General features: G+C 62.4%; 25 protein-coding genes. 22 read left to right on the top strand and 3 right to left on the bottom strand.

Translation table 11 applies throughout. The annotated features are described in order from the left end of the window. Window positions 1-71 precede the first annotated feature (71 nt). From ACLRGI_RS20875 to ACLRGI_RS20835, 9 genes are read left to right on the top strand one after another with little or no spacing between them, the layout of a single operon-like run. Window positions 72-860: a response regulator transcription factor gene (locus ACLRGI_RS20875; RefSeq protein WP_419203370.1), complete on the top strand. Its 789-nt coding sequence runs from the start codon at window positions 72-74 to the stop codon at window positions 858-860. Further along, a complete protein-coding gene (locus tag ACLRGI_RS20870; protein ID WP_419203369.1) occupies window positions 847-2,127 on the top strand; it encodes a sensor histidine kinase in 1,281 nt (426 codons plus the stop codon). Before ACLRGI_RS20875 ends, ACLRGI_RS20870 begins: the two co-directional genes overlap by 14 nt. Beyond that, on the top strand, window positions 2,124-3,704 hold the full coding sequence (locus ACLRGI_RS20865) for a molybdopterin-dependent oxidoreductase (RefSeq protein WP_419203368.1): 1,581 nt from the start codon (window positions 2,124-2,126) through the stop codon (window positions 3,702-3,704). The genes ACLRGI_RS20870 and ACLRGI_RS20865 overlap by 4 nt, the downstream gene beginning before the upstream one ends. A 59-nt stretch (window positions 3,705-3,763) precedes the next feature. Further along, on the top strand, window positions 3,764-4,990 hold the full coding sequence (locus ACLRGI_RS20860; RefSeq protein ID WP_419203367.1) for a molybdopterin molybdotransferase MoeA: 1,227 nt from the start codon (window positions 3,764-3,766) through the stop codon (window positions 4,988-4,990). Continuing rightward, window positions 4,978-5,517, top strand: a complete 540-nt coding sequence (gene moaC, locus ACLRGI_RS20855; protein ID WP_419203366.1) for a cyclic pyranopterin monophosphate synthase MoaC — start codon at window positions 4,978-4,980, stop codon at window positions 5,515-5,517. The genes ACLRGI_RS20860 and moaC overlap by 13 nt, the downstream gene beginning before the upstream one ends. After that, complete coding sequence (locus ACLRGI_RS20850) at window positions 5,514-6,011, top strand: MogA/MoaB family molybdenum cofactor biosynthesis protein (RefSeq protein ID WP_419203365.1); 498 nt, start codon at window positions 5,514-5,516, stop codon at window positions 6,009-6,011. Before moaC ends, ACLRGI_RS20850 begins: the two co-directional genes overlap by 4 nt. Further along, on the top strand, window positions 6,001-6,456 hold the full coding sequence (locus ACLRGI_RS20845) for a molybdenum cofactor biosynthesis protein MoaE (protein ID WP_419203364.1): 456 nt from the start codon (window positions 6,001-6,003) through the stop codon (window positions 6,454-6,456). The genes ACLRGI_RS20850 and ACLRGI_RS20845 overlap by 11 nt, the downstream gene beginning before the upstream one ends. A 51-nt stretch (window positions 6,457-6,507) precedes the next feature. After that, window positions 6,508-7,266 (top strand): 4-hydroxy-tetrahydrodipicolinate reductase, encoded by a 759-nt coding sequence (gene dapB / locus ACLRGI_RS20840; protein ID WP_419203363.1) that lies wholly within the window; start codon window positions 6,508-6,510, stop codon window positions 7,264-7,266. A 4-nt stretch (window positions 7,267-7,270) separates the two neighbouring features. After that, window positions 7,271-7,759 carry a tetratricopeptide repeat protein gene (locus ACLRGI_RS20835; RefSeq protein WP_419203362.1) on the top strand — a complete coding sequence of 163 codons (489 nt, stop codon included), beginning with the start codon at window positions 7,271-7,273 and terminating at the stop codon, window positions 7,757-7,759. On the opposite strand, the gene ACLRGI_RS20830 is transcribed toward ACLRGI_RS20835, so the two are convergent. Further along, the gene (locus ACLRGI_RS20830) at window positions 7,735-8,970 is read right to left on the bottom strand and encodes a heparan-alpha-glucosaminide N-acetyltransferase domain-containing protein (protein WP_419203361.1); all 1,236 of its coding nucleotides are present in this window, start codon (window positions 8,968-8,970) and stop codon (window positions 7,735-7,737) included. The two genes, ACLRGI_RS20835 and ACLRGI_RS20830, sit on opposite strands and share 25 nt — an antisense overlap. Window positions 8,971-9,059: 89 nt before the next feature. Between ACLRGI_RS20830 and ACLRGI_RS20825 the strand changes: the two genes are divergently transcribed. The 7 genes from ACLRGI_RS20825 (at window position 9,060) to ACLRGI_RS20795 (ending at window position 16,866) form a co-directional block, all read left to right on the top strand. Further along, window positions 9,060-9,395 carry a hypothetical protein gene (locus ACLRGI_RS20825; RefSeq protein WP_419203360.1) on the top strand — a complete coding sequence of 112 codons (336 nt, stop codon included), beginning with the start codon at window positions 9,060-9,062 and terminating at the stop codon, window positions 9,393-9,395. Window positions 9,396-9,563: 168 nt separating this feature from the next. Next, window positions 9,564-10,496 carry a 4-hydroxy-tetrahydrodipicolinate synthase gene (gene dapA, locus ACLRGI_RS20820; protein ID WP_419203359.1) on the top strand — a complete coding sequence of 311 codons (933 nt, stop codon included), beginning with the start codon at window positions 9,564-9,566 and terminating at the stop codon, window positions 10,494-10,496. A 6-nt stretch (window positions 10,497-10,502) separates the two neighbouring features. After that, window positions 10,503-12,194: a ribonuclease J gene (locus tag ACLRGI_RS20815; protein ID WP_419203358.1), complete on the top strand. Its 1,692-nt coding sequence runs from the start codon at window positions 10,503-10,505 to the stop codon at window positions 12,192-12,194. A gap of 75 nt (window positions 12,195-12,269) precedes the next feature. Continuing rightward, window positions 12,270-15,158: an FtsK/SpoIIIE family DNA translocase gene (locus ACLRGI_RS20810; RefSeq protein ID WP_419203357.1), complete on the top strand. Its 2,889-nt coding sequence runs from the start codon at window positions 12,270-12,272 to the stop codon at window positions 15,156-15,158. Window positions 15,159-15,182: 24 nt separating this feature from the next. After that, window positions 15,183-15,785: a CDP-diacylglycerol--glycerol-3-phosphate 3-phosphatidyltransferase gene (gene pgsA, locus ACLRGI_RS20805; protein ID WP_419203356.1), complete on the top strand. Its 603-nt coding sequence runs from the start codon at window positions 15,183-15,185 to the stop codon at window positions 15,783-15,785. Next, window positions 15,782-16,294 carry a CinA family protein gene (locus ACLRGI_RS20800; protein WP_419203355.1) on the top strand — a complete coding sequence of 171 codons (513 nt, stop codon included), beginning with the start codon at window positions 15,782-15,784 and terminating at the stop codon, window positions 16,292-16,294. The genes pgsA and ACLRGI_RS20800 overlap by 4 nt, the downstream gene beginning before the upstream one ends. 137 nt (window positions 16,295-16,431) lie before the next feature. Continuing rightward, window positions 16,432-16,866, top strand: coding sequence for a helix-turn-helix domain-containing protein (locus tag ACLRGI_RS20795; protein ID WP_419203354.1), 435 nt, complete (start codon window positions 16,432-16,434; stop codon window positions 16,864-16,866). Between the two features lie 93 nt (window positions 16,867-16,959). Here ACLRGI_RS20795 and ACLRGI_RS20790 read toward each other — a convergent pair whose 3' ends face one another. Beyond that, window positions 16,960-17,499, bottom strand: coding sequence for a MarR family winged helix-turn-helix transcriptional regulator (locus tag ACLRGI_RS20790; RefSeq protein ID WP_419203353.1), 540 nt, complete (start codon window positions 17,497-17,499; stop codon window positions 16,960-16,962). A 41-nt stretch (window positions 17,500-17,540) separates the two neighbouring features. Here ACLRGI_RS20790 and ACLRGI_RS20785 point away from each other — a divergent pair, with 41 nt between their 5' ends. From ACLRGI_RS20785 to dapF, 6 genes are all read left to right on the top strand, one after another. Then, window positions 17,541-17,765: a DUF3046 domain-containing protein gene (locus tag ACLRGI_RS20785; protein ID WP_419203352.1), complete on the top strand. Its 225-nt coding sequence runs from the start codon at window positions 17,541-17,543 to the stop codon at window positions 17,763-17,765. A 256-nt stretch (window positions 17,766-18,021) separates the two neighbouring features. After that, a complete protein-coding gene (gene recA / locus ACLRGI_RS20780) occupies window positions 18,022-19,065 on the top strand; it encodes a recombinase RecA (RefSeq protein ID WP_017198006.1) in 1,044 nt (347 codons plus the stop codon). Continuing rightward, window positions 19,055-19,597, top strand: coding sequence for a regulatory protein RecX (locus ACLRGI_RS20775; RefSeq protein ID WP_419203351.1), 543 nt, complete (start codon window positions 19,055-19,057; stop codon window positions 19,595-19,597). Before recA ends, ACLRGI_RS20775 begins: the two co-directional genes overlap by 11 nt. Window positions 19,598-19,650: 53 nt before the next feature. Next, entirely contained in the window at window positions 19,651-21,162 is a 1,512-nt protein-coding gene (miaB, locus tag ACLRGI_RS20770; RefSeq protein WP_419203415.1) for a tRNA (N6-isopentenyl adenosine(37)-C2)-methylthiotransferase MiaB, read from the top strand. 18 nt (window positions 21,163-21,180) lie between these two features. Continuing rightward, window positions 21,181-22,098 (top strand): tRNA (adenosine(37)-N6)-dimethylallyltransferase MiaA, encoded by a 918-nt coding sequence (miaA, locus tag ACLRGI_RS20765; RefSeq protein ID WP_419203350.1) that lies wholly within the window; start codon window positions 21,181-21,183, stop codon window positions 22,096-22,098. A 46-nt stretch (window positions 22,099-22,144) separates the two neighbouring features. Further along, a complete protein-coding gene (gene dapF / locus ACLRGI_RS20760) occupies window positions 22,145-23,113 on the top strand; it encodes a diaminopimelate epimerase (RefSeq protein ID WP_419203349.1) in 969 nt (322 codons plus the stop codon). Here the strand turns inward: dapF and ACLRGI_RS20755 are convergent. Continuing rightward, window positions 23,094-23,708 carry a class I SAM-dependent methyltransferase gene (locus tag ACLRGI_RS20755; protein ID WP_419203348.1) on the bottom strand — a complete coding sequence of 205 codons (615 nt, stop codon included), beginning with the start codon at window positions 23,706-23,708 and terminating at the stop codon, window positions 23,094-23,096. The two genes, dapF and ACLRGI_RS20755, sit on opposite strands and share 20 nt — an antisense overlap. Window positions 23,709-23,819 lie beyond the last annotated feature (111 nt).

The raw sequence follows: 23,819 nt of genomic DNA, 5'->3' as shown, positions 1-23,819 counted from the left end.
GATTCCATACACTTGTGCCCTTGGTGCCCGGATCAGGTGCTGAGTACCGTCAGCAAACCTATGCTGAAAGCGTGACCACCAATACGGCATCATCAGCGGAGCCCGGAAACCGTCGCATCCTCTTGGTAGAGGATGAACAAACCATTGCCGACGTCGTCAGGGACTACTTGCTGAAGGCGGGCTTCCAAGTGGACACGGCGGGGGACGGCTTCACCGCCCTTGGCTTGGCAGCCACGCGCCAACCCGATCTTGTGATCCTGGACCGCATGCTGCCGGGCCTGGACGGTGTTGAAGTGTGCCGCCGGCTCCGCCAAACCATGAGCGTGCCCGTCATCATGGTCACGGCCTTGGGCAGCGAAGACGACCGGATTCTCGGATTGGAGATGGGAGCGGACGACTACGTCACCAAACCCTTCTCACCCCGGGAACTGGTCCTACGCGTGAAGTCGGTATTGCGCCGGAGCATCAAGGAATTCACGCCGGAACCGCCAATTGAAGCAGCAGGACTCGAACTCGATCCCGCCTCACGGACCGTCACGCATCGTGGTGTTCCCCTGGCCCTCACGGTCCGGGAATTCGATCTCCTGGCTTTCATGATGCGAAGGCCCAACCAGGTCTTCAGCCGGGAAGAACTTATCAAGGCCGTGTGGGGCTGGGATTTCGGCGACCTGTCCACAGTCACGGTCCACGTCCGGCGGCTTCGGGAGAAAATCGAAACCAACCCCACCAAACCCGAACTGCTCAAGACCGTATGGGGCGTCGGCTACCGCTTCGACGGCAGGCGATCGGACCACGGCAGTGGATCGGACGCCGGCCACGTCAGCCTGGACCCTAAGGAGGGTGAGGATGGAGGGCAGTGAGCTGTGGACCATCCTCGCGTGGGTCCTGTTCTGGGCGGTCCTCATCGGGGCCGCCACGTGGGTTCTTCTCCGGCTCCTTCGCCGCGCCTCAATACTTGCCCAGATCTGCCTGGTAGTGGTAGCCACCGTTGCTGTGCTGGTGGCTGGCATGGTCAGCGCTTTCAATGCGATGTTCATATCCGCAAGGGACCTCGAAGTCATGTGGTACATCCTGGCAACTGCCTCGGCTGTTGCCGTTGCGCTCTCCCTCATGCTCGGTGCCGGAGTCTCCCGGAACGCGGCCCGGCTGGTTGACGCCGCCCGGCGCCTGGGGCGTGGCGAAACACTGGAACACACCGTTGCGGAGGGGCGGGGAAGCGCTCCAGCCATGACATCCGAGCTCGCGGAACTGGCTCAGGAACTCGAGGCCAGCAGCCGGAGACTTGCCGAATCCCGGGAACGGGAAGCGGCCATTGAGACTGCCCGGCGCGAGCTGGTGTCGTGGATATCCCACGATCTCCGGACACCCTTGGCCAGCATGCGCGCCATGACTGAAGCCCTTGAGGACGGCATGGCATCAGATGTGCAGGGCTACTACCGAAAGATCATCGGGCAGACCGAACAAATGACGGCGATGGTCAACGACCTCTCGGAACTGTCCAAGATCCAAGCAGGAACCCTACGCCTGCGCGCTGAACCCCTGGACCTCTACGACCTCGTCAGCGACGCACTCTCGGACCTCGCGCCCCTGGCAGCGAAACGTGGCATCAGGCTCGACGGCGGCGGGGACCGTGAGTGCATGGCCGTAGCCGACGGACCAAGCCTCGCCCGGGCCGTGCGGAACATACTCCTCAACGCCATCATCTACAGCACGCCGGACAGTGAAGTCCACATCAGCGTTGGACGGGAAAGCGCTGGACGGGAGAGTGCTGGAGGGGACAGCGTTGGGCAGAACGCCGGAAACACAGTCATCGCAGTACACGATCAATGCGGCGGCATTCCGGACGAGGACCTACCACACTTGTTTGAAACCGGCTGGCAGAAAGACCCCGCCCGCCGCACCAGCGAAGCATTCCAAGGCAGCTACAGCGGCGCCGGGATCGGACTTAGCATGGTGGCCGGCATCGTCAAAGCCCATGGGGGATGGGTCACCGTGGACAACGTCGACGGCGGTTGCCGCTTTGCGTTGTCACTCCCCGCTGGAGCACCCCCATCGGAGTCATCCAGCCCTGCGATGCCTCCCCATCAATCCGTCTCAACTGATAACCGCCCTGGAGGCACGTCATGAGTACGCTCGCGCCCGGCACCACCAAGCAGCGACGCCCCATGGGGAAGCCTGCGCCGTGGGCTGCTGCCGCCGGGGTGGCCGCCGGCGCCGCCGGGATCGCGGCAGGCGAACTGACGGCCGGCCTCCTGAGCCCCTTGGTTTCTCCGGTCACGGCCCTTGGTGGAGCGGTGATCGACGCCGTGCCGCCGGTGGTCAAGGACCTGGCGGTGCAGCTATTCGGTACCGCGGACAAGATCGTGCTGGTTGCTTGCATCGTAGGTGTGGCAGGGATTCTGGCAGCGCTGGCCGGCATCCTGGAGCGCCGCCGCAGCGGTTGGGGCCTGGCACTCGCTGGACTGGCAGGCGCGGCGGGTCTGACCGCCGTCGTGACCCGCGCGCAGGCCGGCCCCCAAGCGGCAATTGCACCCATTGTCGCTGCGATCGTCACTATGATGCTCCTGCGAACGCTCGTGCGTCGGCTTGCCATATGGGCTCCCTCGGAAGAAACTCCCGGCCGGGGGGAAGCACCATTGGCCCGGCGAAGCTTCCTGAACGCCTTGGCTGGAACCTCCCTTGCCGCCGTGGTGGCCGGAACAGTGACCGCCGTCCTCACCAGGGCCACAGCCGTGGCGTCCGGTTTCCGGGGCTCCATGACCCTCCCGGAACCTGCCACACCGCTGCAAGCCATCCCGGCGAATGCGTCCCTGTCCGTGGATGGCATCAGCCCTTTGGTTACCCCGAATGCCGATTTCTACAGGATTGACACTGCATTGACCGTTCCGGCCATCGACCCTCCTGCATGGAAACTGAAAGTCACCGGCATGGTGGAACGCGAGATTGAAATCGACTTCGCCGCCCTCCTCGCCAAGCCCATGACTGAACGCCATATCACCATCGCCTGCGTGTCCAACAATGTAGGTGGGGACCTCATCGGCAACGCCCTCTGGCTTGGGTGGCCTGTGAGGGAACTCCTGGCGATGGCAGGGCCCAAAGCCGGGGCGGACATGGTCCTGTCCACCAGTAATGACGGCTGGACGGCCAGCACTCCCTTGGAGGCCCTCACCGATGAGCGTGATGCACTCCTGGCCGTAGGCATGAACGGTGAGCCTCTTCCCCTGGAGCACGGATTCCCTGTCCGGATGATCGTGCCGGGACTGTACGGCTTCGTCTCGGCCACCAAATGGCTCACAGAACTGAAAGTCACACGCTTTGCCGACGACACCGCGTATTGGACTCCCCGAGGCTGGAGCGATCGTGGGCCCATCAAGACGCAATCGCGCATCGATGTCCCCCGAAGTGGCCGAAACGTACAAGCCGGCACGGTTCAATTCGGCGGTGTGGCGTGGGCCCAGCACCGGGGCATCAACCGCGTGGAGCTCCGCGTCAATCGAGGACCATGGCAGCAGGCTGCGCTGGCCGGCGCAATCTCCACCGATACCTGGTACCAGTGGCAGCTGGGCATCGACCTGACTGCAGGCGAGTACGAGGTTCAGGTCCGGGCCACCGATTCCACGGGTACACCCCAGACCGAAGACAAGGCGCCGGTAGCCCCAGATGGCGCCACGGGCTATCACACCATCAACGTCAAGGTGGGCTGAGGCCCTAGTCTGGGTACGTCCGGAGAATTCCCCGGAACCCAGCGTGTCCACACAGGAGGATGTCCGTGCCCAGATCTGTTGCAGCCCACCGCCAGGCAGTAGTGGAACTGCTGACCGGCGTCCTTGCGGGCAAAGGGAACATCACCCTGCCACTGCTGGAGGCGCTGGGTAAGGCGCTCGCCGTCGATGTTCACGCGCCACTCTCCTTGCCCCCGTTCGCCAACTCCCAAATGGACGGGTTCGCCGTCCGCTCAGCAGAAATTCCCGACGGCGGCGCGGAGCTGAGGGTAGTGGAGCCAGTCCCCGCCGGCGCTGCGCCGGCAGCACTCAAGCCCGGCTGCGCCGCCCCGATCATGACCGGGGCCATGATCCCGGAGGGGGCTGACGCCGTCGTGCCCATTGAAAAGGCGACGCCGAACACTTTCCCGGACCCTGCCGCAGCGGATGCCACAGTCCGGCTGCCTCCCGTCACTCCCGGCACCTATGTGCGGGACAGTGGCAGCGACATTGGGAAGGGCGCACTGGCGCTGCCCGCCGGTACCAGGATGGGCCCCGCACAGTTGGGGCTTTTGGCGGCGTTGGGACTAACAACAGTGGAAGTCCGCGAACCCTGGAGCGTCCTCTTGGTCACAACCGGCGATGAGGTAGTGGAACCGGGGGAAGAACTCACGGCCGGCAGGATTTTCGATTCCAACGGGACACTGCTCGAAGCCTCCATGCGACAAGCCGGCCTGGATGTAGTCCGCACCGGAATTTCCGGTGACGATCCTTCCAGGCTGCTCGAGGTTCTCCGCCGTCATACGGTGCCAGGGGATGGTCGCGTAGATCTCATCGTTACCACCGGCGGAGTGAGTAAGGGCGCCTACGAAGTTGTCCGTCAAGCCATGGCGAACCAAGCAGTGGATTTCCTGCCGGTGGCCATGCAGCCCGGTGGGCCGCAGGGACTGGGCGCCTTTGAGGGTGTTCCTTTCCTTGGTTTTCCGGGAAATCCCGTCAGTTGCCTGGTCTCGTTTGAGATGTTTCTCCGGCCGGCCCTTTCACAGGTATTGGGAACGCCCGCGCCAAGGCCGGTGCTGAGGGCGCGCCTTGCTGAAGCGCTGGGCTCGCCGGACGGCAAGCACCAGATCCGTCGTGGGACCGTGGCCGCGGACGGAACAGTCCGGATGGAAGGTGGCGCGGGTTCGCACCTGGTCCATGCCTTGGCCCGGGCAAACGCCCTTGTGCAGATCCCCGGCGACGTCACGGAACTCGCACAAGGGGACGAGGTGGAAGTATGGATGCTGTGAAGCAAACTCCCGCGACTACAGAACACGGCGGCGGCCTGACCCACCTCAGGCAGGACGGTACTGCCCAGATGGTGGACGTCTCCGAAAAAGCCGTCACCACCCGGGTTGCAACTGCCGCGGCCACTGTCCGCAGCACTCCCGAGGTACTGGCCCTGCTTGGCGCCGGCGAACTGCCCAAGGGCGATGCCCTCGCCGTGGCGCGCGTAGCAGGAATCATGGCGGCGAAGAAGACGCCCGAGCTGATTCCGCTGTGCCATCCACTGCCGATTTCCAAGGTCACGGTGGACTTCGATCTGCGCACTGACTCGGTTAGAATCCTGGCCACCGTCAAGACCCGGGGTGTGACCGGCGTCGAAATGGAAGCACTGACGGCGGCATCGGTGGCGGCCTTGAGCGTTTACGACATGATCAAGGCCGTGGACAAGCACGCAGTGCTGACCGATATCCGCGTGCTGGCCAAGAGCGGCGGGAAAAGCGGCGACTGGGACATCTCCGGAGAAGCAACCGAAGGGGAGGCGGGCGCATGAGCGCATGCGAGCCTAATACGCCGCGAAAGGCCGGCGTCGTCATCGCCTCAACCCGCGCAGCCGCAGGCGTGTACGCCGACGAAACGGGCCCGATCATTCTCGATTGGCTCAGCGAGCATGGATTCGATACTTTCCCCACCATGGTGGTGCCCGACGGGGAGCCGGTTGGCGCTGCCCTGAGGGCGCTGCTGACACAGGAACCCGCCGTGGTCATCACCAGTGGCGGAACAGGACTTAGCCCCGACGACCGGACACCCGAAATGACTCTGCCGCTCCTTGAACGCGAGATTCCGGGCATCATGGAGGGCATCCGGCGCGCCGGTGCCGCCAAGACCCCCATGGCCATGCTGAGCCGTGGACACGCCGGGGCAGCGGGGAAGACGTTTGTCATCAACCTGCCCGGCTCCCCGAAGGGCGTCATGGACGGCTTGGCTGTCCTGGACCCTGTGATCGGGCACCTCTGCGAGCAATTGGAAGGAAGCCATGGGCACTGAAACAAATTTTGAGGTGGTCAGCGCTGTCCTCAGCGCCGAGCCCATTTCCGTGGACCAAGCCATCAGGGCTGTCGAATCGGAGACCGCCGGGGCAGTGGTCAGCTTCAGTGGCGTCGTTCGAAACCACGACGCCGGCAAGGCAGTGGACCGGCTGAGCTACAGTGCGCACCCCACGGCGCATCAGGTGATGTCAGAGGTCGTGGCGCAGTTGGTGGCCGAGCACTCCGGGGAAGCTGCACAACCCGTTCGCATTTGGGCTGCCCACCGGATCGGCATGCTGGAGATCGGTGATCCCGCCCTGGTATGTGCGGTGGCTGCTGCCCACCGCGGCCAAGCATTCGCTGTGTGTTCGGAGCTCGTGAACCGGGTCAAGGAACAGGTCCCCATTTGGAAGGAACAGTTCTTCACTGACGGCACCGTGGAGTGGGTCGGAGCAGGGGAGTAGGCCGGAGTAATGGTTCCTGCCGGGCTCCGGCACGGCGGTAGTGTTAACGGCATGACCGAACAACTTGCTGTTGCAGTGCTGGGCGCCCAAGGGCGTATGGGAATTGAAGCCGTTAAGGCTGTTGACGCCGCCGAAGACATGGAGCTCGTAGCCGCTCTGGGCCGCGGCGATTCCCTGGAGAAACTGCTCGACGCCGGTGCACAGTACGTTGTAGACCTCACCGTTCCGGACATCACTGAAACCAACGTCCGATTCGCCGTGGAGCATGGTATCCACGCCGTTGTAGGTACCACTGGTTGGGATGACCGCCGGCTTGATTCCTTGCGGAGCCTCTTGGAGCAGAAGCCGGACACCGGTGTGCTGGTCGCCCCGAACTTCGCCCTCGGATCGGTGCTCGCCTCCGCCTTCGCCGCGAAGGCGGCGCAGTATTTCGAGTCTGTGGAAATCATCGAATTGCACCATCCCGACAAGGTGGATGCTCCGTCCGGAACGGCAGTGCGTACGGCGCAGCTGATCGCTGAAGCCCGCCAGGAGGCCGGGGTCCCGGCGAGCCCGGATGCCACTGAAACCTCAATGGACGGAGCCCGGGGCTGCGACGTGGACGGGGTTCGTGTGCACAGCGTTCGCCTCCGTGGCCTGGTGGCTCATCAGGAAGTGCTTCTCGGCGGTCCCGGTGAGCAGCTGACGTTACGTCATGATTCCTTCGACCGTGCCTCCTTCATGCCCGGCGTCCTGCTGGGGCTCCGGAGAGTTGCAGCAAACCCCGGCCTCACTGTGGGCTTGGACGGCTACATGGACCTGGGGCTCTAGCACCATGGGTAACTTCTGGACTTCGCTGAAGAAGAACCGCACCAAAATTTGGGTCGGGGCCATCACCCTGCTGCTGGTGCTTTACCTGGTGGTTTCCGTGCAGCGCTCGTTCCTCTTGCTCGGTGACCCCAACTGGGTAGCTAAGGGGATCGGGGCGGCTTACCTGGTGCTGCCAGTGGTTGGAGCATGGGCCCTGATTCGCGAGCTTCTTTTTGGTGCCCGTACCGAGCAGATGGCCAAGGTGTTGGAGGCTGAGGGCGGATTGCCGGTGGATGACCTTCCGCGCACCCCGGGCGGGCGCATTGTCCGCGCGGCCGCTGACGCGGAGTTTGAGAAGTACCGCGCTGAGGCCGAGGCTGCTCCGGAGGACTGGCGTTCCTGGTTCCGACTGAGCTGCGCCTACGATGCCTCAGGCGATCGCAAACGTGCTCGTGAGTCCATGCGTGACGCCGTGAAGCTCTTCCGTTCTCAGCCCACTGCAGCAGGCCGGTGACGGCCCACGCCTGATGCTGTGTGGGTAACCCATTCCAGCGGCCCGCGGCGCCGGAGTATGGCGAAACAGGCGCCGATCGCGACGGCCGTGAGTGCCTGGGCCCAGTACATTCCTTCGTTCGTCCACCCCGCCGGCAAGGGTTGGTTGGTGAAGCTGGAGACAACCCACACGTGCGCTGAATAGAGGCTCAGGGTTATGGCCCCCGGGCCGCTCAGCAGGATCAGGAAGTTGACCTTGATCCGTTCAGCCAGGGCGCCAAGAATAAGGAACAATCCCACTACGGCCGCCGCCACACCGCCGCTATGGAGTAAGTCCAGGGTGGTTCCTGCATGTGGGGCCGCCGTGGCCAGCCACCACCAGGATCCTGTCTGTTCCAGGCCGGTGACATTGACCTGAAGCATGCTCTCCAACGGATATCCCCTGGTAACGGGGAGGAGTGAAAGTGCTGCCCGTCCGCCCCACGCCTCCATGGCCAGGATTCCAACGACTTTTGCCAAGACGGCCACAGCGATTCCGTATGTCAGCAGCAGCACCTTGACCCTCGCCGTCGTCAGCGCCAGCCTGCCGATCACCAGTCCGATCAGCAGATACGAGATCCACTGGAACACCGGGTAGTAGCCGGTGAAGAAGAGGTCGGCCAGGAGGCGTGCAGGGGTCCCTACATCCTCCCAGTTGGGGTTGTGACCCAACTGCAGGGGAGGATTGGCGTCCAGAAGCAGAGGCCTGACCAGAAATGCCAACACCGGGGAGATGAGGATCCAACCAAGCGCCCAGAGGCAGAGCGTTTTGAGCCGGAGCCCGAGGAAAGGCAGGATGCACAGGAACAGGACGGCGTAATGGACCAGGATGATGGCGACGTTGACATCCAGGCCTCCCAGTATCAGTCCAACGACGGCGATCACCAAGGCGCGCATGGCGACTCCACCTCGTGCCGCCCATAGTTCGGTGCCGCTGCGGGGCTCCTGCTTGCCGGTGCTGAGCGCTAACCCGATGCCGGCAAGCACGGCGAAGAGGGCTGCCGACCGTCCTGAAAACACCAATCCAACAACCGTTGGTTCCCACTGCGGGGAGGGGCCGAACGTGGGCATCAAGTGCGTGGCCATCATTCCCAGCAAGGCGGCACCCCTGGCGGCATCTATCCCCGTAAGCCGGGAGGAGACCGGTCGGCCGTCGGGTGCTTTCCGCGTCGGGGCCGTCTCTTGCGAAGTCATGCAGCGATCGTCTCATAAGCCTTTGTGCGATGAATGTGATGTGACACAAACCCCTTGTATTCGAATATATGTTCGAATAGCATTGCCGCATGAACGATGTCCCAAAGCCGCCCGAAGGCCTTCAAGGACCCATGAAGGCGATGAGCCCCGGCGTGGTCGATTTCCTGTTCAGGCAGCTCGTGGCCGGCGAGCCTCCGGAAGACACCCACTGGCGCCGTGAAGGTACCTCCTTGGCTGAGCAAGTACCGGGAGCCGAGCTGGCCCGCCGGTTATCCGAGACGGACCTGGCATCGTTGACGCCTCTTGAACTCTTTGACTATGTCCGTGCCTCGCAGCGCCTGGTGGCGTGGGCGGAGCAACTCAAGGAGCGGGCGGTGGCGCATTACTGTGCGGAGGAGCCCGCGCGGGCTCCAAGACCCGCGTGAGGGTTGCCGAATAAGATGCGGGGTAAGCCAGCCACCCCAAACGGCCCGGCATCCCGTTGACGTTGGAGCGGTTCCGCCTTGGCCGCTACGGCTCGACCACCGCTGAATGAGGACCACCACGCGGGACTCATTCTTCCAACACGGCCGTCACAGGGTAACGTTTTTCGTATGTCTGACTTGCGCGCCCCCGTTCCCGCCCTTGGTACCCTGCTGACCGCCATGGTCACCCCGTTCACTGAGGACGGCAAGGTGGACTATGACCAAGCCGCAGCGCTGGCAGAGAAGCTCGTTCAGGATGGTTGCGATGGACTCGTGGTCACGGGTACCACTGGAGAAACATCAACCCTCACGGACGACGAGAACCTCGGCATGTTCCGGGCGGTCAAAGAAGCCGTTGGAGGCAAGGCTGCCATCATCGCCGGCACCGGCACCAATGACACCGCCCACTCCGTGCACCTCTCCCAGCGTGCAGCCGAACTCGGCGTCGATGGTCTCCTGATTGTCACCCCCTACTACAACAAGCCCAGCCAGGCAGGCGTCCGTGCTCACTTCGAGACGATCGCGTCGGCCACGGACCTGCCCGTCATGCTCTATGACATCCCTGGCCGTTCCTCCATTGCTATTGCTCCCGAGACGATGATTGCGCTGGCCAAGCACCGGAACATCGTGGCCGTCAAGGACGCCAAAGCGGACTTCGCTGCCGCAACACGCGTCATGGCTGAGACTGATCTGCTCTTCTACTCCGGTGATGACGGACTGACCCTGCAGTGGATGGCGCTGGGCGCCGTCGGCTTGGTGGGCGTCACCACCCACGTCGCAACGAGCCGCTTCCGTGAGCTGATCGACGCCGTCAACTCCAGCGACCTCGCCAAGGCAAGGGCCATCAATTTTGAACTGGAACCCGTCATCCGTGCAACCATGACGCGGGTCCAAGGCGCAGTAGCCGCCAAGCAGATTCTCAAGTGGCAGGGAGTCCTGCCCAACTCGGTTGTCCGTTTGCCCCTCGTGGAGCCGGACGCGGCCGAGATCGAAATCATCCGCGGGGATTTGGCGGAAGCCGGAATGGACTTCGACGTCCAGGACGGTTCCGCCGGAAAGTAGCAAAACATGACCCAAACCGCCCTTCCCGGACTGGTTACTCCGCCTAAACTGCCCAAAGGCACGCTGCGGATTGTCCCGCTCGGTGGACTGGGAGAGATTGGCCGCAACATGGCGGTCTTCGAAATCGACGGCAAGCTGCTGGTGGTTGACTGCGGCGTGCTCTTTCCCGAGGAGACCCAGCCCGGCGTCGACTTGATCCTGCCTGATTTCTCCTACATTGAGGACCGCCTGCAGGACATCGTAGGCGTCGTGCTGACCCACGGACACGAGGACCACATCGGTGCAGTTCCCTACCTTCTGCGCCTCAAGGCCGATATCCCGCTGATCGGGTCCCAGCTGACCCTTGCCCTGGTGGAAGCCAAGCTCCAGGAACACCGGATCAAGCCGTACACGCTGACTGTCACCGAGGGGCAGGTGGAGCAGTTCGGGCCGTTCGAGTGCGAATTCGTGGCCGTCAATCACTCCATTCCGGATGCCTTGGCAGTTTTCATCCGTACGGAGGGTGGAAATGTCCTTCACACCGGCGACTTCAAGATGGACCAGTTGCCGCTGGATGGCCGGATCACCGATCTTCGACACTTCGCCCGCCTGGGTGAAGAGGGCGTTGATCTCTTCATGGCAGACTCCACCAACGCGGACGTACCAGGCTTCACCACTGCGGAGAAGGAAATCGGCCCCACTTTGGACCGGTTGTTCGGACAGGCCCGGAAGCGCATCATCGTAGCTTCGTTCTCGTCCCACGTGCACCGTGTCCAGCAGGTTCTGGACGCAGCAGCCAAGCATGGCCGCAAGGTGGCCTTCGTGGGCCGTTCCATGGTCCGCAACATGGCCATCGCAGCCAAGCTCGGCTACCTTGACGTCCCCGACGGCATTCTTGTGGATATCAAGAACATCGACAATATGCCGGACGACCGCGTGGTCCTCATGTCCACAGGCTCGCAGGGCGAGCCGATGGCTGCGCTCTCCCGTATGGCCAATGGCGACCACCGCGTCATCGTTGGCAAGGGGGATACGGTCATCCTCGCCTCCAGCCTTATCCCGGGCAATGAGAATGCCGTCTTCCGCATCATCAACGGCCTCCTCAAACTCGGTGCCGATGTGATTCACAAGGGCACTGCAAAGGTCCACGTATCCGGGCACGCAGCCGCCGGAGAGTTGCTCTATTGCTACAACATCCTCGAGCCCCTCAACGCGATGCCGGTCCACGGTGAAACCCGCCACCTGATCGCCAACGGCAACATTGCGCTGGAATCCGGCGTTCCATCCGAGGGCATCATCCTCAGCGACAACGGCACAGTCATCGACCTCAAGGACCATAAGGCGAATGTAGTCGGCCAGGTAGAGGTCGGCTTTGTCTACGTAGACGGTTCCAGCGTGGGCGAAATTACCGACGCCGACCTCAAGGATCGTCGAGTGCTGGGGGATGAGGGGTTCATTTCCGTCATCACGGTCATCAGCCGCACCACCGGCAAGATCGTGTCCGGACCGGAAATCCACGCCCGCGGCGTGGCAGAGGACGACTCCGTCTTTGACGAGATCATTCCGAAAATCAACGCCGCGCTTGAAGAGGCTGTGCTTAACCACACAGATCACACCAACCACCAGCTGCAGCAAGTGGTCCGAAGGATCATCGGGACGTGGGTCAACCGCAAGCTCCGTCGCCGCCCCATGATCATCCCGGTAGTCCTGGAAGCGTAACCGGACAGCAACATGAATGCCCAAGGGGGCCTGAAATCCGCGGATTTCAGGCCCCCTTGGGGTAGCGTGGCACTTATGGCGACCCGTACTACCTCCACGCCACGAGGCAGCTCCAGCAGTAAATCCGGCGGCACAGGCCGGAGCACAGCCGCATCCAAAACCAGCGGCGCTGCATCCAAAAGCAGCGCAGCGGCGAGCAAAAGCGGGCGGGGCAGCACTGCCCGCACCAAGCAAGCGGCCGCCGTCGAGCCCCAAGCTCCGCTGCCGCTGCGCATGCTCTCAGGCTTCTGGCAGGGGATCGGACATGTGGTCGGTGCCGGCGTACGGCGAATCGGCTACGATGTCAGCGATCTCCACCCCGATGAGCGCCGGGACGGCGCAGCCCTGTTCAATCTGGTGTTGGGAATCGCAATCGCCACCTTCGCCTGGTGGGGCCTGACCGGGTGGCTCCCGGACATGGTGTACAGCGTGGTCAACGGGACGTTCGGATGGATGTCCCTGATCCTGCCCTTCATGCTGTTCGTCTGTGCTTTCCGCCTCTTCCGAAAGCCACAGGACGGCCGTGGAAACAACCGCGTGGGCATCGGCTTCATGATCATGACCCTGGCCGGTTCGGGCCTGGCCCATGTCATCGGCGGCCTGCCCACCGTGGCGGATGGCTTCGACGGCTTGCGCAAGGCGGGCGGAATGCTGGGATTCCTTGCCGCCGCTCCTTTGGCTGCCATCCATGTGGCCGTTCCCGTTGTCCTCTATGGGCTGTTGGCGTTTGTGTCGGTGCTGATCGTCACGGCAACGCCGTTTGGTGCCATTCCAGCCCGGATCAGGGGCGCTTATGAGCACCTTATGGGCGTCGACCTCATGGACGAGTCCGGCAAGGACGCCCACGACCGCAGCTATCTTTATGAAAATGACGCTGCCGCCAAGCCCAAGAAGAAGAAGCGCATGCGTTTCTTCGGCAAGGACGAGGAAACTGACACCACCCTGGAGGGCTACGTCGGGGACGAAGCCTTCGAGCACGCAATAGTCGACGACGACGAAGCTCCGGATGCGTCCGCACCGCGCGTACCGCCGGGCGTTCGTCGTCCAACCCAGGCAGAAATCGCAGTCGGGAAGATCAAGGCCGCCCAAGGCCTGGGCGCAAACCCGGGGATCGAGAACCCCACCGAGGCCATTCCGATTCTCACTCCGGAGATGACCGCACCTGCAGCGCCCGTTGCCCAGGTTCCCGCTAAGCCGGCAGGGGCACCCCTCCCGCAGACTCCGATCCCGCAGCGCACCGAGCAACTGTCCCTGGCGGGCGACGTTACCTACACACTGCCCGCATCGGACTACCTGACGCCGGGCTCCATCCCCAAGGAGCGCACGGAAGCAAATGACGCCGTCGTCGCTGCACTGACGGACACTCTCACGCAGTTCAATGTAGAGGCGGCCGTAACGGGCTTTAGCCGCGGTCCTACCGTGACGCGCTACGAGATCGAGCTGTCGCCGGGCACCAAGGTGGAGCGAGTCACCGCTCTGTCCAAGAACATCTCTTACGCCGTGGCATCGAGCGATGTTCGCATCCTGAGCCCGATTCCGGGCAAGTCCGCCATCGGCATCGAGATTCCCAACACTGACCGCGAGACCGTGTCACTGGGCGATGTACTGCGTAGCCAGAACGCACGCCGGACCGACCACCCGATGGTCATGGGCGTCGGCAAGGACGTCGAGGGCGGCTACGTCGTGGCCAACCTCGCCAAGATGCCTCACTTGCTCGTCGCCGGTGCTACCGGTGCCGGTAAGTCGAGCTTCGTGAATTCCATGATCACCTCCATCCTCATGCGCGCCACCCCGGACGAAGTGCGCATGGTCATGGTGGACCCCAAACGTGTGGAACTTACGGCTTACGAAGGCGTTCCGCACCTCATCACTCCCATCATCACCAATCCCAAGAAGGCCGCTGAGGCCTTGCAATGGGTGGTCCGGGAGATGGACGCCCGCTATGACGACCTCGCAAACTACGGCTATAAGCACATCGACGACTTCAACAAAGCGGTCAGGGCAGGCAAGGTTGTGCCGCCGGTGGATTCCAAGCGCGTCATCAAGCCCTACCCGTACCTGCTGGTGATCGTTGACGAGCTCGCCGACCTCATGATGGTGGCCCCGCGCGACGTTGAAGACTCGATTGTCCGCATCACCCAGCTCGCACGTGCAGCCGGCATCCACTTGGTACTGGCCACGCAGCGCCCGTCCGTGGATGTCGTGACAGGCCTGATCAAGGCGAACGTTCCATCCCGCATGGCATTTGCCACGTCCTCCGTGACGGACTCCCGTGTTGTGCTGGACCAGCCTGGCGCTGAAAAGCTCATTGGGCAAGGTGACGCCCTGTTCCTTCCGATGGGTGCTTCCAAGGCCATGCGTGTCCAAGGTGCCTGGGTTACCGAATCCGAGATCCATAAGGTTGTGGAGCACGTCAAGGGCCAGCTGCAGGCTGTCTACCGTGACGACGTCGCTGCCGAGGCGCCCAAGAAGCAGATCGACGACGACATTGGAGACGACCTCGAGGTCCTGCTCCAGGCAACAGAGCTTGTGGTCACCACGCAGTTCGGTTCAACGTCCATGCTCCAGCGGAAGCTTCGTGTGGGCTTTGCCAAGGCCGGCCGCCTCATGGACCTTCTCGAGTCCCGCGGCGTTGTGGGTCCTTCGGAGGGTTCCAAGGCGCGCGATGTTCTGGTCAAGCCCGACGACCTCGCCGCGGTGCTTGCCGCGATGAAGGGACAGGAATCACCCGCAGCGCCCGACGCGCACACAGCGGCCTTGAGCGATAACGCTAACTCGAACATCGCCGTCGGAGGCTATGCCGAAGACCTTGTCCAGGCGGACCTGGACAACCGGACGCAGGCCATCGAATACTATGACGGCGCTGACGGCCCGAATGACGACGAAGAGGGCGGCGAGGACGCTTGGTCGCTCACGGGAAGGTAGCCCCAAAGAAGGTAGCCTAGTGGGGTGACTACAGCCGAGGGTGATAACGCGACTTCCAGCAGCTCCGACGTCTGGAACCTGCCCAACATCCTTACGATGCTCCGCATCGTCCTGGTTCCATTTTTCGTATGGTTCCTGGTGGCTGACGACAACGAGTACGGCATCTGGCGCTGGGCGGCTGTTGTCGCCTTCGCGGTCGCCATCTATACCGACAAGCTCGACGGCGACATCGCACGGGCAAGGGGCCTGATCACCAACTTCGGTAAGATCGCCGATCCCATCGCGGACAAGTTGCTGATCGGCTCTGCCCTGGTGCTCCTGTCCATCCTGGGAGAGCTGGCGTGGTGGGTCACCATCCTCATTCTCGTTCGCGAGTGGGGGATTACCGCCCTTCGGTTCGTCGTTATCCGGTACGGCGTCATGCCGGCTTCCCGCGGCGGCAAGCTGAAGACAGTTGTCCAAACGGTGGCCATTTTTCTCTACATCCTTCCGCTGAAGGCGATCGCCCCTTGGCTGGGCGACGTCGCCTTCTGGGTCATGATGGCGGCCCTTGCCATCACCATGTGGACCGGAGTCGAATATGTCATCCAAGCGCTGAAACTGCGCGCGGCCGGGCGACGCGCATGACGCTCAATGACGGCGCATCGGCCGCCGCGCAAACGGCGACGGCGGCAGTTGCTGTCGCTATTGGGAACAAGCTCACCGTGGCTACGGCTGAGTCACTCACCGCGGGGATGGTTGCGGCAGCGCTGGCCAACACGCCGGGAGCTTCCGGGATGTTGCAGGGTGGCGTGACTGCCTACCAGAACTCCGTCAAGGCCGGTGTCCTGGGTGTTTCGCAGGAGTTGCTGGCGGACGTCGGTTCCGTTGACGGGCAGGTGGCCGAGGCAATGGCCGACGGCGCCAGGCGGGTCTGTGGTGCCGATCTTGGTGTTTCCACCACAGGGGTGGCCGGACCCGAGCCGCATGACGGCAAGGCAGTGGGCAACGTGTTCATCGGAATTGCCGGCAAATTCGGAACCGAGTCGTTTGAATACCAATTTTCGGGGGACAGGCATTCCATCAGGCAGCAGGCTTGCGAGGCAGCATTGGCCCGCCTGCTTGCTGCGCTTAGTGAGGTTGGTTACCGTTCGTAAAGTAGTCGGGAACAAAAACTGATTGCCAATAGTTGTGTCATTGTGTCGCTTCGGAAGAGCCGGGGCGCCTAGGATGTAAAAACCAACCCGGTCCGCCAGCCAGCGAACCGGATGAATGAGGGAGCAAGGCGATACAGATGGTAAAGCAGCCCGTATCCGTAAACGGCGTTGTCCGCTGGAAGGATGTGGGCTTGGCTGATCAGACACAGAGCGAGCAGAAGGAGCGCAAAATGGTTGTACTACGCCACGAGATCGGTGATGTACTGCGCGATGTCCGCCAGCGTCAGGGCCGGACCCTCCGCGAGGTTTCGCACAGCGCCCGCGTGTCACTCGGTTACTTGAGTGAAGTTGAACGCGGCCAAAAGGAGGCTTCTTCCGAGCTCCTGTCTTCTATCTGCACAGCCCTGGATGTTCCGTTGTCCCACATGCTTCGCGAAGTCAGCGATCGTGTGGCCGTCGCAGAAGGTGTCGCAGTTCCGGACACCGTTCCGCAGGAATTCTCCCAGCGTTACGGTCGTGATCTGGACCTCACGGGCGACTTCCCGCAAGGAATGCTGTCCGGAGCCCGGTAACCGTTCCAACAGAACCGTGGAAAAGGTCCCCAGCCTCAGGCTGGGGACCTTTTTCGTCGAACTCGCGGGATGTTGGCCGTGGGCGGCTGCTGCTCAGGCGCCGGCGGGCCTGTCCTCGACGTCGGCTCCTGGTTCCTTCACGTTGAGTACGCCGTCGCCGTAGATGGCATTGAGGCGGCCCATGTAGTCAGCCAGCGTCTGGACGTCCTCCAGTGGCCATTCGCCGAGCCGTTCCCGGAATACCTGCCTGCGGGCATCTTGAACCTGGTGCATTTTTTCTTCGCCCTTGTCCGTCAAGCGGATGGACTGGGCCCTGCCGTCCTGGGGATCCGCCTCCTTGTAAACAAGGCCTACGCTTTCCAGGAAGGCGATCTGGCGGCTCACGGAAGGCTTGCCTACTCCAATGCAGGTGGCGAGGTCAGTGAGCCGGATGGGCCCTTCCCTGCGGATAACCGTCAGGAGCCCATAAGCGGCAGGTTCCATGTCCGGGTGGACTTGGCGCGACAACTGATGGGAGATGGAACGGGCGCGGCGCCAGAGCAGGCTCAGCTGGTGTTCCACCTGCTGGAGGGCGTCGTCCACGGCGTCGCCTGGCACGGCCGGACGCGGCGTGCTCTGGAGAGGATTGCTCATGGCAACCATTCTAGAGTCCGGCGCCATGAGAGACTCTATCCGTGAGGGCAAGTGACTTTTGGCGATTGATGGACGACGAATTCGGGGCAGGCTACTCCCGGGTCCTGGCCAACTCCCTGGTACTCGCCGGCGTGGGTGGGAGGACTGCCGTTGAGGCTTTGGCCTCCGGTTATCAACCCCGCGAAGTGTGGTTAGCGGTGTGCGAGGTCCAGGATGTTCCGCCCGAGCGAAGGCTTGGCCGGGACATCAAACCCGCTTCCAGCTGAGCTCCAACACGTTCTGGACGGCCCCTTGGGTGGGACACGCCGGGGTGTTGTTCGAATATCTGTTCGGATGGGGATATGCTCCTGTGAGAGGAAAATTGTTCTCGAAGGACCCATTCCAGAGCTTCCGGCAGCCCGGGTTATCCACATAGCCAATGTCGGCTACTAAAAATGTCAGAGCACCGTAATAGCGTCTGACATGACAGGAAAGCGGCCCTTCGGGCCACTCCACAGCGAGAAAGCATCAGAGGTGTGAACCATGGCGGCAACCCCGGATCGTGAGAAGGCGCTCGAAGCAGCGCTTGCCCAGATCGATAAGCAGTTCGGCAAAGGCTCCATCATGCGCCTGGGTGATGACACCCGCGCCCCGATTGAGGTCATCCCCACCGGCTCCATTGCACTGGATGTCGCCCTTGGCATTGGAGGCCTGCCCCGAGGCCGCGTGGTGGAAATCTACGGTCCGGAATCCTCGGGTAAGACCACCGTGGCACTTCACGCCGTCGCCAACGCGCAGCGTGCCGGTGGCATCGCAGCGTTCATTGACGCCGAGCATGCACTTGACCCGGACTACGCCGCCAAGCTTGGCGTGGACACGGATGCACTCTTGGTCTCCCAGCCGGACACCGGTGAGCAGGCGCTGGAGATTATGGACATGCTGGTGGGCTCCGGCTCGCTGGATATCGTGGTCATCGACTCCGTTGCGGCCTTGGTGCCCCGCGCCGAAATCGAAGGCGAAATGGGCGACTCCCACGTTGGCCTTCAGGCTCGACTCATGAGCCAGGCCCTGCGTAAGATCACAGGCCGCTTGAGCCAGACCAAGACCACCGCGATCTTCATCAACCAGTTGCGCGAGAAGATCGGTGTGTTCTTCGGATCCCCCGAAACCACCACCGGTGGCAAGGCCCTGAAATTCTACGCCTCGGTGCGAATTGACGTACGTCGTATCCAGACCCTGAAGGAAGGTGCGGACTCCGTTGGTAACCGCACCAAGGCCAAGATCGTCAAAAACAAGATGGCGCCGCCCTTCAAGATCGCCGAGTTCGACATCATCTACGGCCAGGGCATCTCCCGCGAGGGCGGCATTATTGACATGGGTGTCGAGCACGGCATCATCAAGAAGTCCGGCTCGTGGTTTACGTACGACGGCGATCAGCTAGGCCAGGGCATGGAGAATTCACGTCGATTCCTGCGTGACAATCCTGAGCTCGCCCAGGAATTGGAGCGCTTGATCAAGGAAAAGCTTGGCGTGGGCGTTGTGAAGGCTGAAGAAGATTCTCCGAAGCTGAAGGCCGTTGACGGCTAGGAGAGGGCCGGATCCGGATTCTTCCGTCGCGGCCGATCCCGAACCTGATCCGGAATCCGTGGCGCGTGCCATCGTCCTAAGGCAGTTGACGATGGCGCCGCGGAGCCGGCTGCAGTTGTCTCGGAAACTCGCTGAACGGAATGTTCCCGAGCACGTGGCCGAGGCAGTTTTGGATCGCTTCGAGGAAGTTCAGCTGATCGATGATGCTGAGTTCGCCAGGATGTGGGTCCGAAGCCGCTCGCAAAGCAAGAAGCTTGCCAAGGGTGCGATTCGTCGTGAACTGGCGGACAAAGGCATCGAGCTGGAGGCTGCAGAAGAAGCCCTGTCGCAGCTCAGCGACCAAGACGAGGAATCGGCTGCCCGGGAGCTCGTTCAGCGCAAGCTGCGGCCCGGCGTGGACTTGTCGGATCGGGCCGAGAGGGACAAGTACACCCGCCGACTTGCATCCATGTTGGCACGCAAGGGGTACGCGCCCTCCATGGCGTTCAGGATCGTCGGTGAGGTGCTTGCAGAAGCCGGTACCCTTGAGTAGTGAGTTTGACCATTCCCTCCCCAACAGCCGCCATCATCCCTTCTGCCGCGTCCATGACTGCTGCTGAGCCAGGGACTGCCGCTGAGCCCAAGACTTATCAGGTTCGGACTTTTGGCTGCCAGATGAACGTCCATGATTCAGAACGCATGGCGGGACTCCTTGAAGAAGCTGGTTACGTGCCTGCTGAAGGCGAAGTGGCCGACGTCGTGGTCTTCAACACGTGTGCTGTCCGGGAGAGCGCGGACAACAAACTCTATGGAAACCTTGGCCAGTTGCGGCAGGTCAAAGAGGCAAACCCTGGAATGCAGATTGCCGTTGGTGGTTGCCTGGCCCAAAAGGACCGGGAAACCATCGTGAAGAAGGCGCCGTGGGTTGACGCCGTTTTCGGAACGCACAATGTGGGTGCGCTCCCGGCCCTGCTGAACCGTGCACGGCACAACAATGAGGCACAACTCGAGATTCTCGAATCCTTGGATGTGTTTCCGTCAACGCTTCCCACCAAACGCGACTCCGTGTATGCAGGGTGGGTTTCAATCTCCGTGGGCTGCAACAACACCTGCACGTTCTGCATCGTGCCCTCGCTCCGTGGCAAGGAGAAAGATCGGCGCCCCGGTGAGATTCTGGCGGAAATCCAAGCTCTCGTGGATGACGGGGCTGTGGAAGTCACTTTGCTTGGCCAGAACGTGAATTCGTACGGCGTGGAATTCGGCGACCGCCAGGCTTTCTCCAAACTTCTGCGTGCTTGCGGTGAAATCGAAGGTCTGGAACGTGTTCGTTTCACCAGCCCGCACCCTGCTGCGTTTACCGACGATGTCATAGATGCCATGGCCGAGACACACAACGCCATGCCTCAGTTGCACATGCCGCTGCAGTCCGGTTCGGACAAGGTGCTCAAAGACATGCGCCGTTCCTACCGTTCCAGCAAATTCCTGGGCATCCTGGACAAAGTGCGCGATCGCATTCCACATGCGGCCATCACTACGGACATCATTGTCGGCTTCCCGGGTGAAACCGAGGATGATTTTCAAGCGACTTTGGATGTAGTGGAGAAGTCGCGGTTCGCGTCAGCCTTTACGTTCCAGTACTCCAAGCGGCCCGGCACACCGGCTGCAGAGCTTCCGGAGCAACTTCCCAAGGCCGTGGTGCAGGAGCGCTACGAACGACTCACTGCACTGCAGGACCGTATTGCCGCGGAAGAGAACGCCAAGCAGGTGGGAAGGAAAGTGGAAGTCCTGGTGACAGCGCAGTCTGGCAGGAAAGCCGGCGAAACACACCGCCTGTCAGGGCGATCCAAGGACCAAAGGCTGGTGCACTTCTCCGTGCCGGCCGGTGCTGAAAGCCCGCGGCCGGGCGACTTCGTCACGGTAACCATTACCGAGGCCGCTGCCTTCCACCTCGTGGCTGATCCGGCAACTTCAGAGGACTACTTTTTGCGCCGCTCCCGTGCAGGTGACGCCTGGGATCGTTCACAAGCTGATTCCTGTGGCATCCCTGCAGCAGCGTCGGCGTCCGGCAAAACCGGTGTGTCTTTGGGCATGCCGTCGCTGCCGATTCGTCGCGCCTAGAGCCGGGACACGGATCATATGTCGTTCCCCAGCGAGGAACGTCCTCAGCCCGTCATTGCCGTTGTAGGACCCACGGGTTCGGGAAAGTCGGATTTGGGTGTCCAACTGGCTCTGGCTTTGAACGGCGAGGTTGTCAACGCCGATGCCTTGCAGTTTTACCGCGGCATGGATGTCGGGACTGCCAAGATCACCGAGGAAGAGCGCAAGGGTGTTCCACACCATTTGCTGGACACCTTGGATGTCACGGAGGAAGCCAGCGTGGCGGACTTCCAAAAGGACTGCCGCGCAGTCATCAATGACATCCACTCCCGCGGAAAGCGGGCCATCCTTGTGGGCGGGTCGGGCCTGTATGTGCGCGCTGCCTTGGATGTGTTGGAATTCCCGGGGACCAATCCGAACCTCCGTCAGCAGCTGGAAGAAGAGTGCAAAAGCAAAGGGCTCGCTTCGTTGCGGGCCCGCTTGGAGGAAGTCGATCCCGTTTCAGCCGCCCGTCTTGGTGACGCCCGGCGGGTGGTCCGTGCTCTGGAGGTCTACGGTCTCACCGGCCGTCCTTTCAGCTCATTCATGCCGCAGCGCGAGTATTTCCAGCCTGCCCTCCAAATCGGCCTTGGGGTGGATCGGGAGCAACTGAGGGAACGCCTCGCACTGAGGGTGCATCGGATGGTGGAAGCAGGGCTCCAACAGGAAGTCGAACGGCTCGACGCCGTCGGGTTGCGAAGTGGCAAGACCGCCTCACGCGCTTTGGGCTATGCGCAATTCCTGAAGGTTTTGGACGGGAAGTTGACGGAGGATGCGGCCGTAGAGGAAACCATCGTGGCCACCAGGCAGTTCGCCCGGCGCCAGCTGACGTGGTTCCGGGCGGATCCGCGAATCACGTGGCTTGACTGGCAGGACCCGGAACTTGTAACCAAAGCAGTCGGAGCGGCTGCGACGTAACCATTGCAATTTCTGGCCAAAGAGGCGCGGCAGGTAGCCTAGATCCATGGATGAAACCGCCGCAGTTCCCGCCCCGCAGCCCTCAACTGCCGGCACTTCAGTAACCCCTTCCAGCCTCGCTGGCTTGGAGTTCTCCAAAGGTCATGGAACGGGCAATGACTTTATCTTGATCGCTGATCCGGGTGACGCCCATGAGATCACCGCCGAGCAGGTGGCGCAGTTGTGTGATCGCCATGTGGGCATTGGTGGCGATGGCCTCATCCGGGCTGTCCCCTCCCGGTTTCTTCCGGAAGGGCGTGCCGCATTGGAGCAGGACGCGGCAGCGGAGTGGTTCATGGACTACCGCAACGGCGATGGTTCGCTCTCCGAGATGTGCGGCAACGGCGTCAGGGTCTTCGTGCATTTCCTCATCGCAGAGGGCTTGGTGGACCTGGGGCCCGGCCAAACCCTCACCATCGGCACTCGAGGCGGCGTCAAGAAGGTTGTGCGCACGGTCAACGGGTACGCCGTGGATATGGGCCCCTGGGAGTTCATTTTCCCTGAGGAAGCCACCAGCAAAGCCATGGACGCACTGGTCAGCGCCGACGGACTTGAAGTGGCAAGGCCCGGCCTGTCGGTCAGCATGGGCAATCCGCACACGGTAGTCGCCCTTGCCGAACTCAGTGAGCTTTCAGCCACACAGCTGTTCAAAGCCCCCGTGGTGGATCCCAGGCCCGCGAATGGAACGAACGTTGAGTTTGTTGTGCCGGCCGAGCCCCTGGTGGAAGACGGCATAGGAACCATCACCATGCGCGTGCACGAGCGTGGCGTGGGGGAGACACAGTCCTGTGGCACTGGTGCGTGCGCTGCCGCCGTCGCGATTCGTCACTGGGCGGGAGACACCGCCCCCAACGACTGGCATGTCAAAGTACCGGGTGGCGTGGTGGGTGTGAAGTTCTTCCCCGGCGCAGGGGGCCGCGAGCATGTGGAACTCAGTGGCCCGGCCGTCATAGTAGCTACCGGGACGCTTTCCTGACACGGATGATCCTGAACGTTTTGGACGTGCTTTCACGGGAGACCGTGTAGGAGCTGTCCAACTCTGCTGCGAGCCACCTCTGTAAAGAGTCGGAGCCCAGGTTCTTCTGCACTACCAGCCAAGCGTTGCCGCCCGGCGCCAGCCGAGGCAGCCACGTCAGCAGCAGCGAGTGAAGTTCGTCCTTGCCGATGCGGATGGGCGGGTTGGACCAGATGGTGTCGAACTCGACGGCGGGATCCACCTCGTGCGGGAGGCTGGCGGTGACGTTGTTGAGGCCGAGTGCGGCCGCGTTCTCGTTGGTCAGCGCGATGCAACGCTCGTTGACGTCCACGGCATGGACCTGCGCCTGCGGAGCCATTAGACCCAGGGTGAGGGCGATCGGACCCCACCCGCAGCCAATATCCAGCAGATGGCCAGTCGGCGACGGCGGCGGAACCTCGGAAAAAAGTACCGCCGTGCCCTTGTCCACTCCGTCGGGACTGAAGATGCCGGACGAGGTCTGCAGCTGGCGCGTGGCTCCTGCGAGCTCCACTGTTAGTGGCTTGCGCGTGAACGGTCCGGCCGGTTGGGCGGTGAAATAGTGTGCAGACTCCATAATTTGCCAGATTAGTTGGCTATCGTCGGCTTGGGAAACTGCCTCGTTCCACAGTGGGTTTGACAGCGGCTGCTAAAGTGGAACGCATGTTCTTGATCTTCGAGTAATCAG

It is taken from the genome of Paenarthrobacter sp. PPS72, from assembly GCF_048537125.1.
Classification (GTDB): domain Bacteria; phylum Actinomycetota; class Actinomycetes; order Actinomycetales; family Micrococcaceae; genus Arthrobacter; species Arthrobacter nitroguajacolicus_E.
The sequence above is the reverse complement of the archived record's forward strand: the minus strand, read 5'-3'. Positions and strand labels throughout refer to the sequence as shown.